Origin of the sequence: Amycolatopsis alkalitolerans (assembly GCF_006152065.1) — a bacterium.
GTDB classification, from domain to species: Bacteria; Actinomycetota; Actinomycetes; order Mycobacteriales; family Pseudonocardiaceae; genus Amycolatopsis_E; species Amycolatopsis_E alkalitolerans.
Genome location: NZ_VDFW01000030.1, coordinates 61,220 through 75,289, shown reverse-complemented (window position 1 = coordinate 75,289; position 14,070 = coordinate 61,220). Strand labels below are relative to the sequence as shown.

General features: G+C 69.9%; 12 protein-coding genes, 1 pseudogene and 1 riboswitch. Of the genes and pseudogenes, 5 read left to right on the top strand and 8 right to left on the bottom strand.

Going from position 1 to position 14,070, the window contains the following annotated elements; genetic code table 11:
* Positions 1–606: 606 nt before the first annotated feature.
* Positions 607–1,836: an ATP-binding protein gene (locus tag FG385_RS26995; protein WP_139099602.1), complete on the bottom strand. Its 1,230-nt coding sequence runs from the start codon at positions 1,834–1,836 to the stop codon at positions 607–609.
* Between the two features lie 140 nt (positions 1,837–1,976).
* On the opposite strand from FG385_RS26995, the pseudogene FG385_RS35045 reads away from it, so the two are divergent.
* Positions 1,977–2,135: pseudogene (locus FG385_RS35045) on the top strand (MBL fold metallo-hydrolase); the annotation flags it as partial.
* 16 nt (positions 2,136–2,151) lie between these two features.
* Here the strand turns inward: FG385_RS35045 and FG385_RS26985 are convergent.
* Positions 2,152–2,361, bottom strand: a complete 210-nt coding sequence (locus FG385_RS26985) for a DUF4177 domain-containing protein (protein WP_139099601.1) — start codon at positions 2,359–2,361, stop codon at positions 2,152–2,154.
* Between the two features lie 57 nt (positions 2,362–2,418).
* Positions 2,419–6,027, bottom strand: a complete 3,609-nt coding sequence (metH, locus tag FG385_RS26980; protein ID WP_200834667.1) for a methionine synthase — start codon at positions 6,025–6,027, stop codon at positions 2,419–2,421.
* 16 nt (positions 6,028–6,043) lie between these two features.
* Positions 6,044–6,124, bottom strand: a riboswitch (S-adenosyl-L-homocysteine riboswitch).
* A 65-nt stretch (positions 6,125–6,189) separates the two neighbouring features.
* On the opposite strand from metH, the gene rnhA reads away from it, so the two are divergent.
* Positions 6,190–6,651 carry a ribonuclease HI gene (gene rnhA / locus FG385_RS26975; RefSeq protein ID WP_139099599.1) on the top strand — a complete coding sequence of 154 codons (462 nt, stop codon included), beginning with the start codon at positions 6,190–6,192 and terminating at the stop codon, positions 6,649–6,651.
* A 4-nt stretch (positions 6,652–6,655) separates the two neighbouring features.
* Here the strand turns inward: rnhA and FG385_RS26970 are convergent, their stop codons facing one another.
* Both FG385_RS26970 and FG385_RS26965 read right to left on the bottom strand, forming a co-directional pair.
* Entirely contained in the window at positions 6,656–7,165 is a 510-nt protein-coding gene (locus tag FG385_RS26970; RefSeq protein WP_139099598.1) for a mycothiol transferase, read from the bottom strand.
* Between the two features lie 156 nt (positions 7,166–7,321).
* Positions 7,322–7,825 (bottom strand): MmpS family transport accessory protein, encoded by a 504-nt coding sequence (locus FG385_RS26965; protein ID WP_235022814.1) that lies wholly within the window; start codon positions 7,823–7,825, stop codon positions 7,322–7,324.
* 385 nt (positions 7,826–8,210) lie between these two features.
* On the opposite strand from FG385_RS26965, the gene FG385_RS26960 reads away from it, so the two are divergent.
* From FG385_RS26960 to FG385_RS26950, 3 genes are read left to right on the top strand one after another with little or no spacing between them, the layout of a single operon-like run.
* Complete coding sequence (locus FG385_RS26960) at positions 8,211–9,170, top strand: LacI family DNA-binding transcriptional regulator (protein ID WP_139099597.1); 960 nt, start codon at positions 8,211–8,213, stop codon at positions 9,168–9,170.
* A 37-nt stretch (positions 9,171–9,207) separates the two neighbouring features.
* Positions 9,208–9,792: a DNA-binding protein gene (locus tag FG385_RS26955; protein WP_139099596.1), complete on the top strand. Its 585-nt coding sequence runs from the start codon at positions 9,208–9,210 to the stop codon at positions 9,790–9,792.
* A gap of 8 nt (positions 9,793–9,800) precedes the next feature.
* Positions 9,801–10,454, top strand: coding sequence for an RES family NAD+ phosphorylase (locus tag FG385_RS26950; protein WP_139099595.1), 654 nt, complete (start codon positions 9,801–9,803; stop codon positions 10,452–10,454).
* Here FG385_RS26950 and FG385_RS26945 read toward each other — a convergent pair.
* The 3 genes from FG385_RS26945 to FG385_RS26935 are packed head-to-tail and all read right to left on the bottom strand — an operon-like array spanning position 10,436 to position 13,875.
* Positions 10,436–10,981: a GNAT family N-acetyltransferase gene (locus tag FG385_RS26945; protein ID WP_139099594.1), complete on the bottom strand. Its 546-nt coding sequence runs from the start codon at positions 10,979–10,981 to the stop codon at positions 10,436–10,438. The genes FG385_RS26950 and FG385_RS26945 overlap by 19 nt on opposite strands.
* On the bottom strand, positions 10,974–12,893 hold the full coding sequence (locus FG385_RS26940) for a S9 family peptidase (protein ID WP_139099593.1): 1,920 nt from the start codon (positions 12,891–12,893) through the stop codon (positions 10,974–10,976). The genes FG385_RS26945 and FG385_RS26940 overlap by 8 nt, the downstream gene beginning before the upstream one ends.
* 10 nt (positions 12,894–12,903) lie before the next feature.
* Positions 12,904–13,875: a TerC family protein gene (locus tag FG385_RS26935; RefSeq protein WP_139099592.1), complete on the bottom strand. Its 972-nt coding sequence runs from the start codon at positions 13,873–13,875 to the stop codon at positions 12,904–12,906.
* Positions 13,876–14,070 lie beyond the last annotated feature (195 nt).

Genomic DNA, 14,070 nt, shown 5'->3' with positions numbered 1-14,070 from the left:
GGCACTGTCCTATATGGATTGCTTTGCCCGTGTCGTCCGAACCCAGACACCAATCGTTGGTGAGATCACCTCATTGATGAGGACGAACCGTCGTACGAAGTCAGCGCAGCAACGATTGACGAAGTTCGCGACTTTCGACTGGGGGACGAGGTGACGAATCTACCGCCGCTCGGGCTGGCCAACGCCGCGTTGAGAGCGTCGTGGGCGACCCTGGCCGACTTCGGCGGCAACCTCAACGGACTCGAACGCTGGGCACCCACAGTCATGCGTCGCCGCCTCGACCGTCGCTCGCGAGACCGCGTCAACTTTGAAACACCGTTCGGAACCGCTCGGGGGACCAGCGCTACCTTCAGTTTCGCAGGAAGACAGCTCACTGTCAGACATGCGATCGCTGAGGCCATCGACCAGCAACTCAGCCAGGGGACTGCCGAATCCGTCATGGCGGCTCAGGCCGCATTCGCCGCACGGTTATCACAGCCTGCACACCAGGACCAAACGGCCGGCGCAAATGAGTTGCACTCGGCCACAGCCGACGGATCGATCTTCGCCTTGAACCTCCAATAGCCATCGCGCCGAACCGCCCCGGACAGGGGTGGCTAGCGAGTGTCAGCCGTCCGCACGCCATAAGACCGAAACGGGAACAGCCCAGATCCGCTCCCCTAGCGGCAGGGTCTGTCGTCCGGCGTGGATCACGAGTCCGGTCTTGAAGCGGTCGCCAAGCTTGTCGCGCAACATCGCCAGATGGCGGGCATGGCGGCTGGTAGGCGTGCTGGTCAGTTTGATCTCGAGTCCTGCTAGTTCGCCGGAACGTCGGTCTTCGACGATGAGGTCCACCTCAGCTCCATCACGGTCCCGGAAATACGACAGGTCCACGCTGCGCCGGCTCCAGGTCGCCTGCTTGAAAACCTCCGTCGTCACGAACGTCTCGAACAACGCGCCGGCCGCCGTGCCGTCCGCAGTCGGAGCGAACGTCTGCTCGCCCAGACCGCACAGATCGGCGGCAAGACCGGTGTCCACGACGACCACCTTCGGCCTCCGCTTCGCTCTCGTCGTGAGGTTGGTCGACCAAGCCGGGAGCAGGGTCACCAGATGAAGAGCCTCCAGCAATGTCACATAGTTCGAGGCCGTCTCGCGGCCGACTTCCGCATCCGCGGCCACGCCGGTCACGACCAACTCCTGACCGGTTCGGGCGGCCAGGAGACGCAACAACCTCCGCAACTCGGTCTCCAACCGGATTTCGGCGATCGGACGAAGAGCCTCCCTCGACACAACGTCATGCACATATGCCTCGAACCAATCCCGCCTCCGACGCCCCGCGAGCCCCTCGGTGACCACCTCGGGATACCCACCTTCGAGAAGCGTTCTGACCAACTCTTCGCGGGGCAGGTCGCCGGTCTGTCCAGGCCACGCCGCAGGATCGAACAGGTGGTCCAAGAAGGTCTCGCGCACACCGAGCCGCTCGCCCATCGACAACGGCCAGAGCAACAACCGCCCGGCACGTCCCGCCAGAGTCTCCGAAAGCCCCCGGTCGGCCAAATAGTTGGTCGAGCCCGTCAACAACAACTGGCCTCGCGCCCGATCACGGTCAGCGGCCTGCTTCACCGCAAGCAGGAAACCTCGCCCCGCACGCTGGAACTCATCGACGGCAGCTGGACGCGGTAGGGCATCGACAAACCCGACAGGATCATCGATCGCGCGGGCCAGCACAGCCTCATCGTCGAAGCTGAACCACGCATGCCCAGGCAGCTCAAGCAAGTCACGCACGAGCGTCGTCTTACCCGTTTGCCGCGCCCCACCCAGCAGGACAACCCGGAACGAACTCAGCAGCTCCAGCACCCTCGCTGCCACGTTCCGCTGCACCAGTCCTTGCACGTAGACAAGCCTAACCGACAGAACGCGGACTTGCTAGCCGACAGAACGCGGCAACCGTAACCGACGAAACGCGACATCCGCGAGCCACACTTCGTGAACTGGCGACGTCACCCGAGGACTTCCAGTCGCTCATCGACGACGTCCAGACGCGGATCTTCGACGTGCTGCCGGACGAGACGTGGTTCTACCCCGGCCATGGGGACGACTCGACGCTGGGCGCGGAACGGCCGAAGTTGACGGAGTGGCGCGAGCGCGGCTGGTGAGCCGGCCCGGGCGGGGTCAGGTCGCCAGGCGCTCGAACGTGATGAGCAAACCCTCCACCCCACCGGGCCCGATGCGGCCCTTGACGTCGGCCTTGGTGATGGATTTGAGGCGCCAGCCCTGAGCGGCCTCGTTGTTGAGGATCTTCTCGAGGCGCCCGCCCGACATCTTGTCCCCGATGAGTTTCTCCCGGAGCTCGACCACCTTGTATTCGTAGCGTTCCGTCATGAGATCGATCGTCCCGCCGCGGCAAGGGATGCGCCAGCGGGATGGCCAGCCGCCCGCTCACTGCTCCGGGTCGTAGTCCAGGTTGGGACGCAACCACTTCTCGACCTCGGCCTGGGCCAAACCGCGCCGGTCCGCGTAGTCCTCGACCTGATCGCGCCCGAGCCTGCCCACCGTGAAGTACCGGGACGCCGGGTGCGCGAAGATCAGCCCGCTGACGCTCGCGGCCGGGGTCATGGCGAACGACTCCGTCAGGCCGAGCCCGATCGAGCCCGCGCCCAGCAGCTCGAACAGCTCCCGTTTCTCGCTGTGGTCCGGACAGGCCGGGTAGCCCAGGGCCGGGCGGATGCCGCGGAAACGCTCGGCGTGCAGGTCCTCGAGCGAGGGCCGCGCGTCCGGTTCGAACCAGTCGCGCCGCGCCCGCAGGTGGAGGTACTCGGCGAAGGCCTCCGCCAGCCGGTCGGCCAGCGCCTTGACCATGATCGCCCGGTAGTCGTCGTGCCGGGACTCGTAGTGGCGGGCCAGCTCTTCGGCCCCGTGCACACCCACCGCGAACCCGCCAAGGTGATCACCGGCCGGTGCCACGTAATCCGCGAGGCACCGGTTCGCGCGACCGTCCGGTTTGGACGTCTGCTGGCGCAGCATCGGGAACCTGACGCCGTTTTCCAGCACGATGTCGTCGCCTTCGCTGCGCGCCGGCCAGAACCCGTACGCTCCCCGCGCGTGGAAACCGCCGGCGGCCACGATCTCGTCCAGCAGCGCGTTGGCGTCGTCGAACAACTCGCGCGCGACCGGCTGGTCGAGGATCGCCGGGTACTTGCCCTTCAGCTCCCACGCCAGGAACAGGAACTGCCAGTCGATCATCTCGCGCAGTTCGGTCAGCTCCGGCTCCACCGTCCGCACGCCGGTGAACGGCGGCACTGGCAGCTCGCCGAACGGCACCCGCTCCGCGTTGGCCCGCGCGCGCTCGAGCGTCAGCATCGGGCGCCGCTGTTTGGCGGCATGCTGCTCGCGCAACCGCTCCTGTTCGGCGCTGTTGGCCTCGGCCAGCGCCAGTGCGCGGTCGGGGTCGAGCAGGTCCGACACGACACCGACGACCCGGGACGCGTCGAGCACGTGCACTGCCGGGTTTTCGTAGGCCGGCGCGATCCGCACCGCGGTGTGCTGCCGGGATGTGGTGGCGCCGCCGATCAGCAGCGGTTTCTTCAGCCCGCGCCGCTGCATCTCGGTCGCGACGGCGACCATCTCGTCCAGCGACGGCGTGATCAGCCCGGACAGCCCGATCACGTCGGCGTCCTCGGCGACGGCGGTGTCCAGGATGACCGACGCCGGCACCATCACGCCGAGATCGATCACCTGGTAGTTGTTGCACCCCAGCACGACACCGACGATGTTCTTGCCGATGTCGTGCACGTCGCCCTTCACCGTGGCGAGCACGATCTTGCCCTGGCCGCGCTCGTCGCTGCCGCCGCCGGACTGCCGCGCCTGCTCCTTCTCCGCCTCCATGAACGGTTCCAGGTACGCGACCGCGCGCTTCATCACCCGCGCGCTCTTGACCACCTGCGGCAGGAACATCTTGCCCGAGCCGAACAGATCGCCGACCGTCTTCATGCCGTCCATCAGCGGGCCCTCGATGACCTCGAGCGGCCGCGGGAGCGCCAGCCTGGCTTCTTCGGTGTCCTCCTCGATGTGATCGACGATCCCGTGCACGAGCGCATGCCGCAGCCGCTGTTCGACCGGCGCCTCGCGCCACGACAGGTCGACGGTGCGCTTGCGGCCCTGGCCGCGGACCGTCTCGGCGAACTCGACGAGCCTGTCGGTGGCGTCCTCGCGCCGGTCGAACAGCACGTCCTCGACCAGCTCGAGCAGATCCGCCGGGATCTCCTCGTAGACCGCGAGCTGACCGGCGTTCACGATGCCCATGTCCAGCCCCGCCCGCACGGCGTGGAACAGGAACGCCGAATGCATCGCCTCACGCACGACTTCGTTGCCGCGGAAGGAGAACGACAGGTTCGAGATGCCGCCGCTCGTGCGCGCCCCCGGGCACCGCTGCTTGATCAGCGGCAACGACTCGATGAAGGCCTTCGCGTACCCGTTGTGCTCCGCTATCCCGGTCGCGACCGCGAGCACGTTCGGGTCGAACACGATGTCCTCGGGGTCGAACCCGGCCTCGCGAGTCAGCAGATCGTACGCGCGGCCGCAGATCTCGACCTTGCGCTCGGTGGTGTCGGCCTGGCCCTGCTCGTCGAAGGCCATGACGACGACACCCGCGCCGTAGCCGCGCACCCGGCGGGCCTGGCGCAGGAACTGCTCCTCGCCCTCCTTAAGGCTGATCGAGTTGACCACTCCCTTGCCCTGCACGCATTTGAGCCCGGCCTCCAGCACGCTCCAGCGCGAGCTGTCGATCATGATCGGGATGCGCGCGACCTCGGGCTCGGTCGCGATCAGGTTCAGGAACGTCGTCATCGCCTGCTCGGACTCGAGCAGATCGGCGTCCATGTTGACGTCGAGCAGGTTCGCCCCGCCGCGCACCTGGTCCAGCGCGACGCCGACGGCCGCCTGGTAGTCATCGGCCTCGATGAGCCGCCGGAACCGCGCGGAGCCGGTCACGTTGGTGCGCTCACCGATCATGACGAATCCGGTGTCGGCGCCGATCTCGAACGGCTCCAGGCCGCTGAACCGGGTGTGCGCGCGCGGCGGCGGAACGGCGCGGGGGGCGGCGCCGGACACCGCTTCGGCGATCTTCGCGATGTGCCCGGGGTCCGTGCCGCAGCAGCCGCCGACGATGTTGACCAGCCCGGCGCCGGCGAACTCGGCGAGCAGGCCCGCCGTCTCGTCCGGGGTCTGGTCGTAACCGCCGAACGCGTTGGGCAGCCCGGCGTTGGGGTGGGACGCGACGTAGGTGCCGGCCAGCCGGGACAGCTGCTCGACATGGGGGCGCATCTCCGCCGCTCCGAGCGAGCAGTTCACGCCGACGACCAGCGGCCGCGCATGCTCGATCGAACTCCAGAACGCCTCGACGGTCTGCCCGGACAGCGTGCGGCCCGACCGGTCGACGATCGTCACCGAGATCCAGAGCGGCAGGTGCGGCGCCGTCTCGCGGGCGGCGGCGATCGCGGCCTTCGCGTTGAGCGTGTCGAAGATCGTCTCGATGAGCAGCAGGTCGACCCCGCCATCGGCGAGCGCGGCGATCTGCTCGGCGTAGGCGTCGCGGACCTCGTCGAAGCTCACCGCGCGGAAGGCCGGCTCATCGACCTTCGGCGACAGCGACAGCGTCACGTTGAGCGGGCCGATCGACCCGGCGACCACCTTCCCGCCGGCTTCGTCGGCCGCCTGGCGGGCCAGCTTCGCGCCCTGCAGGTTCATCTCGCGGACCAGGTGAGCCAGCCCGTAGTCGGCCTGACCGATACTGGTCGCGGTGAACGTGTTCGTCGTGGTGATGTCCGCGCCCGCGGCCAGGTAGCGGCGGTGCACGTCGAGGATGAGGTCGGGGCGGGTGAGGTTGAGCAGGTCCGGATCGCCGGTGACGTCACGCGGATGATCCGCGACCGCCTCGCCGTGGTAGTCGGCCGGGGTGAGACCCGCGGACTGCAGCATCGTGCCCCATGCGCCGTCGAGCACGGCGACTCGCTGGTCCAGGATCTCTCGCAGCGCCGCAACGGTGTCCACCGGCAACCTCCCGTTCTGCTGGGAGGCGCCCTTGGTGCGGTTTCGGAAAGCGGCCGAGCGTGGCGGACCCAGGTCCGTTGCAGCGCCTCTCGGCCTCCCCCGAGCCTATGGGAAACCGCCCGCGCGCACCAGCCATCCGTGGCGCATTGCTACCTTCTCCGCATGGGGGAACCCGTGGTGGAGATCTACACCGACGGCGCCTGCAGCGGAAATCCGGGGCCCGGCGGCTGGGGTGCCGTGCTGCGGTACGGCGAGCACGAGCGGGACCTGCACGGCGGCGACGCCGGCCCGACGACGAACAACCGCATGGAACTCACGGCCGCGATCCAGGCGCTGGAAACGCTGAAGCGGCCGTCGGCGGTGCGGCTCTACACCGACAGCAGCTACCTGCGCAACGGCGTGCTCAGCTGGATGGCCGGCTGGAAGCGCAACGGCTGGCGCACCAGCACGAAGAGCCCGGTGAAGAACGAGGACCTGTGGCGCAGGCTGGATGCCGCCACCCAGCGGCACGAGATCGAATGGCACTGGGTCAAGGGACACGCGGGGCATCCGGAGAACGAACGCGCCGACCGGCTCGCGGTGCTAGGCGTGCGCGAGGCCACGACGCCCGTGACCCAGCAGTAGCACCTCAGCGCTTCAACACGATTCCCCGCACGTACGCGGCCTGCCCGGCGTGCTGCAGGTCGTCGGACAGCACACTGACCAGGCGCACGCCGAGGCTGACCGGCGGATCCCACGCCTCGTCGACGATCCGGTCCAGCTGCGACTCCTTCAGCCCCGACAGCCACGCGACGGTCTGGTCGTGCACGGCGTCGTGATAGCCGGTCAGCAGGTTCGCCGGGGCGCGCACCGAGGCGACCTCCTTCGCGCTGTGGCCGTAGCCGGTCGCGCCCTCGCCGAACGGCAGCCCGAAGCGCTCGTACCAGCCCTTTTCGGTCCAGACTTGAGGAGCGTCCTCGAGATCGGCGAGGTGGTCGTCCTGGACGCGGGTCAGATGCCAGACCAGCCAGGCGATCGTGTTCGCTCCCCCGGCGGGAGCTTCGGCGAGCCGGTCCTCGTCGAGCCCCCGCACGGCGGCGTGCACGGCCCGCTGGACCCTGTCGAAGCCGTCGATGACGAGATCCGAGACAGCGCTCATGATGCCCACGCTAGCGCCTGCCGATCAGGCCCGCCGCGAACAACCGCACGACCACCGGCGTGGCCGAGGCAATGTGCGATACCGACCAATCTTGCCGTCCAGCCGGTCGGATTCCGTCAGGAGGCGGTCAAGGGCAGGCGCGTTCCAGGAAACCGGTCAGCGCAGCGCTTTCGAGCAGCGCACCACGCCCTGCGGGCCGGTTGCCGACTCGCTGACCGTGGTGCCGTCGACGAGGATCCGGCAGCCGAGCCCGCCGGTGCCGGCATCGCGCGCGGTGAGGGTGAAGTACTGGTCGCTGCCCGCGGTGCTCGTGTTCCGCACGGAAACCGACCACGGCAGGGCCGCTTCGGCGACCTGCTCGATGCCGGCGCCCTGCCTGCCGACGTAGGTGATGGCGAGCGCGCTGCCGGTGCCGGTGAGCTCGTAGGTGACCAGGTGCACGACGGCAGCCGGCGCGGGCGGGGCCGCCGGGCTGGCCCCGCTGAGGTTCGCCGGTGCGGGCGCACCGGAACGCTGCGCCGTGACCACCGCGGTCACCAGCCCGATCGCGAGCACCGCGCTCAACCCGGCCAGCAGCACGAACGTGCCCGACCGTGGCCTCCGCCGAGCGTGGCCCGCCGCGGGAAAACCACCCATGACAGGGTCTTCTCTCCGACTCATCGCACTTCCATCGAGCGCGTCAACTACTACTCGGCAGAAGAGCATGAATCGTTACCAGGATGATCCCGACCGTGTCCTTTTCACTCGCACGGGGGAAGACGATCGGGTTACCCGGTCCGATCGTCGATCTCGGCCTCGGCCACACCGGGCTGGTCCCGCGGGCACGCGCCGCCACCGGGTCGGACCCGTCCCCGTCGGGCTCCTGGCGTTCGGTGACCGCATGCTCCGCCGAACGCCGCCGTCACCACGACCGCGAAGCCCCATCAGGCCGCGGCGCGGCGCCGGGCGGTGAGCGGCCCCCGGTCCAAAGTAGACCGGCGGCGGCATCCGGGACGCTATTCTTCCTGGCAGGGCGGCGTCGAGGCGGCCCGGGAAGGGGGTCACCGTGCCGACCATCACCGACGTGGCCCGGCGGGCCGGCGTCTCCACGGCGACCGTTTCCAGGACGCTCAACGGGAAATCCACAGTGGACCCGATGCTGGCCGGCCGGGTTCGCGAGGCGGCCGAAGAACTGGGCTACCACCCCAACGGGCTGGCCAGGAACCTGCGGCGCCAGGAGACCGCGGTGCTCGCGCTGATCATCTCCGACGTGGAGAACCCGTTCTTCACGGCGATCGCCCGCGGCGTCGAGGACACCGCGCAGACCGCGGGCTACTCCGTGGTGCTGTGCAACTCCGACGAGAACCCGGAGAAGGAACGCCGCTACATCGATATCGCACTGCAGGAACGCGTCGCCGGCGTGGTGCTCTCGCCGACCGACGCCTCGTCGAGCATCGCGCGGTTGCGCGGCACCCCGGTGGTCGCGGTCGACCGCCCGCTGAGCGACTGCGACCAGGTGCTCGTCGACTCGCGCCGCGCCGCCCGGGAAGCCACCGAGCACCTCATCGGCAACGGGTACGCGCGGATCGGCTGCATCACCGGGCCCACCGGGGTGCGCACAGCCGACGACCGGCTCGCTGGGTATCGCGACGCCGTCGGCGGCGCTTCACCGCTCGAACGCCGAGCCGAGTACCGCGCGGGCGGGGGCCGGCGCGCGGCCGAGGAACTGCTGGCCTGTTCACCGGACGCGCTGCTCGTCGGGAACAGCTCGATGGCGGTCGGCGTGCTGGAGGCGCTCGGCAAGGCGGGCCTGCGGTCCGGCCGCGACGTCGGCGTGGTCGCCTTCGACGACGCGCCGTGGGCGACGCTCATCGACCCGCCGCTCACCGTCATCGCGCAGCCGGCCCGCGAGATCGGCGCGGAGGCGGCTCGCCTGCTACTCGCCCGGATCGCCGAGCCGGACCGGCCGCCGGTGGCCACGACGCTTCGGGCGCACCTCATCGAGCGGGGCAGCAGCCGAAAGTAGAGCGCACGCGACCGCACGGGCGTGCTAGTCTAGGCGCATGACGGTGGCACTGAAGGACGTGCTGGCGAGGGCAGGGCTGCGGATCGACGCCGCGGAGTTCCTGCATCTCGTCGAGGACGAGGCGCGCCGGCTCGTGCCGCCGAACCCCGAACCGGCGCATTTCTTCACGCCCGCCCAGCGGCAGGCGCTCGGAGAGGTCGGCCTCGACCTCTCGCCGTACCAGGAGGACGAGCCCGACTACCGGGCCCGCTCGGTCGCCGCGCAGGCGGTGCTGGCTGAGTCCGCGCTCACCGTCGCCGACGCGGCGCGCCTGCTGGGGGTCGACCCGAGCCGCGTCCGGCACCGGCTCGCCGCGCGGCGGCTGGCCGGCTGGAAGGACCACACCGGCTGGCGGCTGCCCGCCTGGCAGTTCGCCCGGGACGGCGTGCTGCCGGGGCTCGACGCGGTGCTGGCCGCCGTGCCCGAAGGCGAGCCGGCGCTCGCCGTCGCCGCGTTCATGAGCCGCAGGCAGGATGATCTGGTCCTCGCGGGCGAGCCGGTCACGCCCCGCGAGTGGCTGCTGGCCGGCGGCGACCCGCGGCCCGTCGCCGCGCTCGCGAGCACCCTGGGCACGGCGTTCTGAGACGGTAGATGGCCCGCCTTCCCCCGCCGCCCGACCGTGCCGTGCTGGTCGGCGAACTGCATGACGAGGACATCGTCGCGGTGCATCCCGCCACCCGCCTGGTCCGCATCTTCAGCGCGCACGGCGACCACCCGCAGCAGTGGAACTCCTTCCGCCACACCGGTCCCCTGCCGCACGGGCGGTTCGACCCGCAACGACCGGGGCATCGCGGCGCTCCGGTGCACGACCCCGGCAACGGGGTCGTCTACTTCGGACTGTCGGTGCGCACCAGCGTCGCCGAAGTGTTCCAGACGACGTCCGTTGTGGACCGGCGGAGCCGCGGCCCCCGGCTGGTGGTGGTGCGCCCGACCCGGACGTTGCGGTTGCTGGACCTGTCGGGGCTGTGGCCGACGCGTGTCGGCGCCTCGCAGGAGATTTCCAGCGGCCCCAAGCAGACCACGCAGGCCTGGGCCCGCGCGATCCGCGAAGCGTTCGTCGATCTCGACGGGCTGTGGTACCGCTCCTCGATGGACGGCGGCGGGCCCGCGGTCTGTCTGTGGAACCCGCCGGCGGGCGAGGCGCTGCCCGGGGAACCGGATGTGCTGCTGCCGCTGGACCATCCCGGCCTCGACATCCCGCTCGGCCGGGTGTGCGAGCAGCTGAACTACGTCCTGCTCTCCTGAAGCGCCCGCGAGTAGCGGATCTCCGGCACCCGCTCACCGTTGATCTCCAGCTCCTGTTCGCGCTCGTCACAGGTCCAGCCGTGCGATTCGTAGAACCGCCGCGAGGGCGCGTTGCCGCGGAGCACCCACAGCACGGCGTGCCGGAAGCCGTGCGCCGCGAGGTGGCCCAGCGACGCCTGGTGCACGGCGTGCCCCGCGCCGGTGCCACGCCGGCGCGGGTCCGCGTAGATCGCGCACAGCTCGGCCGTCGGTTGGACCGGATGGCGATCGGCTTCGTTGCGCACGGCCGAAACGAAGGCGTACGCGCGGATCACCGAGCCGGCGTCGATCGCGACGAACATCGCCGCGGGCTCGGCGTGCGCGCGCAGCCCGGTCGCCCAGCGCTCGCGCAGCGTCTCGTACCGCATCGCGTCGAGGTACTCGTCCGATATCAGCCCCCGGTACGCCGCTCGCCAGCCGTCGATGTTGATCTCCGCGATCCGGCCTGCGTCGGCCGGCACGGCGCAGCGGACGATCCACTCAGCCAAGGTGACGCGACCACCATTCCAGTACCGCCTCGAACCGCTGGACACGGTGCCGCGGCCTGCCCGAGCGGCTCAGCTCGTGCCCTTCGCCGGGGAACAGCAGCATCTCCACGTCCGCCCCGCCGCGTTTGAGCGCCACGTAGAACCGTTGCGCCTGTTCAACCGGGCAGCGCCAGTCGTGTTCGGAATGCACCACCATGAACGGGATGCTCACCCGGTCGGCGTAACTCAGCGGGCTGCGATCGAGCTGGGTCTCCAGGTCGCTGCCGATGTAGGCCTCGACGAACCACCAGCCGATGTCCGAGCTGCCGGCCATCGAGTCCCAGGCGTTGACGGCGCGCTCGCTCCACGCGGCGCGAAAGCGCTCACCGTGGTGCGAGGCGAGCCAGCTGGTCATGAACCCGCCGTAGGAACCGCCCATGACGCCGACCCGCGAGGAGTCGAGCCCGGGCCGCTCGAGCGCCGAATCCAGCAGTGCCAGCAGATCTTCGACGTCGACCGTGCCGAGGGCGCGCACGATCGCCCGGCCGTGGCTCTGCCCGTAGCCGGCCGAACCGCGCGGGTTCGCGAGCACGACGGCGTACCCCGCCGAGGCGTACACCTGCGCCTCGTCGAACAGCCCCCAGTCGTAGGCCGCGAAGGGCCCGCCATGCACGACCAGCAGGACCGGATGCGGGCCATCGCCCTCGGGTTCGAGCAACCAGCCATGCACCGGGTACCCGTCCGGCGCCGTCGCCGTCAGCTCCTGCGGCGTCCGGATTCCCTTTTCCCGCAACGGTTTCGACCAGTCGGTCAGGACCCGCTCCGGGCCCCCCGAGAGCAGCACCACGTCACCGGCACTGTCCGGGCGCGCGAGCACGGCCGCGATCCGGTCCCCGTCCACCGCGAAGGACCGCACCGCCGCGCGCTCCCCCGCGAGCACGGCGAGCTTGTCCAGCGGCACGTCCTCGCCGTCCCGCGGCACCGCCCGCAGTTCGACCGCCCCGCGGTTCAGCACGGCCACCAGCACCTGGTCGCCGAACACGCCCGGCGCCCCGGCCCCGGCGAAGACGTGCACCGACTCGGCGTCGGTCAGGCGGACGGGCGCCCCGCCGGACAGCGGCGCCGACCACAGGCCGGGGTTGCGAGCTTCCGCGTAAGGCCAGGTGAACTCGCCACCGATGTACCAGACCGTGTCCTCGCCGACGGCCACCTTCTCCACGTTTCCGGCGCTGCGGACCAGGAGCCGGGGCTCTCCCCCGGTGGCTGGAACGGCGTAGAGGTCGGTCTCCTCGGTCTGTGCCGCACCCCAGTCGCGCGGCGCGACGACCAGGATCGTCTCGCCGTCCGGCGTCCAGACGGGCTCGGACACGTCCACCCGGTCATCGGTGAGCGGGGTGAGCTCCCCGGCGGGCTCGACCGCGTCCACGACGAACAGCCGTTGCGGCCGGTCGCGCAGGAAGCCGACGTTGTCCAGCCGGTAGTCGAACCGCGTGATCCGCCTCGGCGCCTCCTCGGCCGGTTCGATCTTCTCGCCGTCCGCCGGCACGCCGTAGCGCCCGGGCTGGGGAACCCTCGCGGTGAAGGCGATCCGGCGCGAGTCCGGCGCCCACACCGCGACGCCGGCCCCGAGCGGGAGGTCGGTCAGCCGCCGCGCGTCACCGCCGCCGGTGGGCATCACGTGAAGCTGGGGCGAGGCCTTCGCGTCAGCGGCCCGCAGGAACGCGACCCACCGCCCGTCGGGCGAGATGACCGGCGCGGAGTCCCGCTCGCCGTGGGTCCACGGGGTGACGCTCGCGTCGAAGCCGACCCGCCACAGGCCTCCGCGGTAGGAGTTGGACTCCACGTCAGGAGCCGCGACGGCGGTGAGCAGCAGTTCCCCGTTCAGCGAAGGCGTACCGGGGATGGACAGCAGTTCGATGTCGGAGGGGCGCATGCCCAGGACATTACTGGGCCGCGGCCGCTTCCCTGGCGGAATCCCGTTTGCTCTTGGCGATACTCGCGAGTGTCGTGATCGTGAGCACGGCGACGATGATCCCGAGCGAGATCCAGTTGTTGACGTCCAGCCAGGCGGGCGCCACGTGGTACTCGTGCAGCGCGTGCACCACCAGCTTCAGCCCGATGAACCCGAGGATCACCGCGAGCCCGTAGGACAGGTACACCAGCTTGTTCACCAGACCGCCGAGCAGGAAGAACAGCTGCCGCAACCCCATCAGCGCGAACGCGTTGGCCGTGAAGACGAGGAACGCCTCCTGCGTGATACCGAAGATCGCCGGGATCGAGTCGACCGCGAAGAGCAGGTCGGCGCTGCCGATCGCGACGATCACCAGGAACATCGGCGTCATCATCCGCCTGCCCCGGCGCTTGACGAACATCCGGTGCCCGTCGTAGCCGTCGCTGACCGGGTAGATCTTGCGCGCCAGGCGGGTCACCGCGTTCTCGTGGTATTCCGCCTCGTGCTCGTCCTTCTGGCGCAGCATGCTGACCGCCGTCCACAGCAGGACCGCGCCGAACGCGAAGAACACCCACACGAACTGGGCGATGAGCGCGGCCCCGATCGCGATGAACACGCTGCGCATGGCCAGCGCGAGCAGGATCCCGACGAGCAGCACCCGGTGCTGGTGGATCAGCGGCACCTTGAACGAAGCCATGATCACCATGAAGATGAACAGGTTGTCCACCGAGAGCGAGTATTCGGTGATGTACCCGGTGAAGAACTCGACCCCCGGGTCATGCCCGGCGAAGATCCACACGCCGGCCCCGAACACCGCCGCGCACGCCACGTAGAACACGACCCACCTCGCCGCCTCGCGAGTGGTCACCTCGTGAGGTTTGCGGTCGACGATCACCAGATCGATCGCGATCAGGAGGAGCAGCCCGGCGACGGTCGCGAGCCACACCCAGACGGGGACGTTCATCTACGAAAAACCTCCGGTTAGCGCGCACAGCAGCTAGCCGGAGGTCTCTTCCACCGGTTCGGGAACCGGCCGGCGGTACCGGGGATCCCGCAGGATCGCCGTGCTGACGACACCGCCGCGAAGGAATACTCCCCTCCACGTACCCCTTCATCATGTCGGATGACCGGGCGGAACGCCAGCTTAGGGTCGGCTATG

Excerpts from the sequence above, each read along its gene's own strand:
- rnhA (WP_139099599.1), top strand. The coding sequence starts at position 6,190 with ATGGGGGAACCCGTGGTGGAGATCTACACCGACGGCGCCTGCAGCGGA.
- FG385_RS26970 (WP_139099598.1), bottom strand. The coding sequence starts at position 7,165 with ATGAGCGCTGTCTCGGATCTCGTCATCGACGGCTTCGACAGGGTCCAG.
- FG385_RS26965 (WP_235022814.1), bottom strand. The coding sequence starts at position 7,825 with ATGAGTCGGAGAGAAGACCCTGTCATGGGTGGTTTTCCCGCGGCGGGC.
- FG385_RS26940 (WP_139099593.1), bottom strand. The coding sequence starts at position 12,893 with ATGCGCCCCTCCGACATCGAACTGCTGTCCATCCCCGGTACGCCTTCG.
- FG385_RS26985 (WP_139099601.1), bottom strand. The coding sequence starts at position 2,361 with ATGACGGAACGCTACGAATACAAGGTGGTCGAGCTCCGGGAGAAACTC.
- FG385_RS26950 (WP_139099595.1), top strand. The coding sequence starts at position 9,801 with ATGGCCCGCCTTCCCCCGCCGCCCGACCGTGCCGTGCTGGTCGGCGAA.
- FG385_RS26955 (WP_139099596.1), top strand. The coding sequence starts at position 9,208 with ATGACGGTGGCACTGAAGGACGTGCTGGCGAGGGCAGGGCTGCGGATC.
- FG385_RS26935 (WP_139099592.1), bottom strand. The coding sequence starts at position 13,875 with ATGAACGTCCCCGTCTGGGTGTGGCTCGCGACCGTCGCCGGGCTGCTC.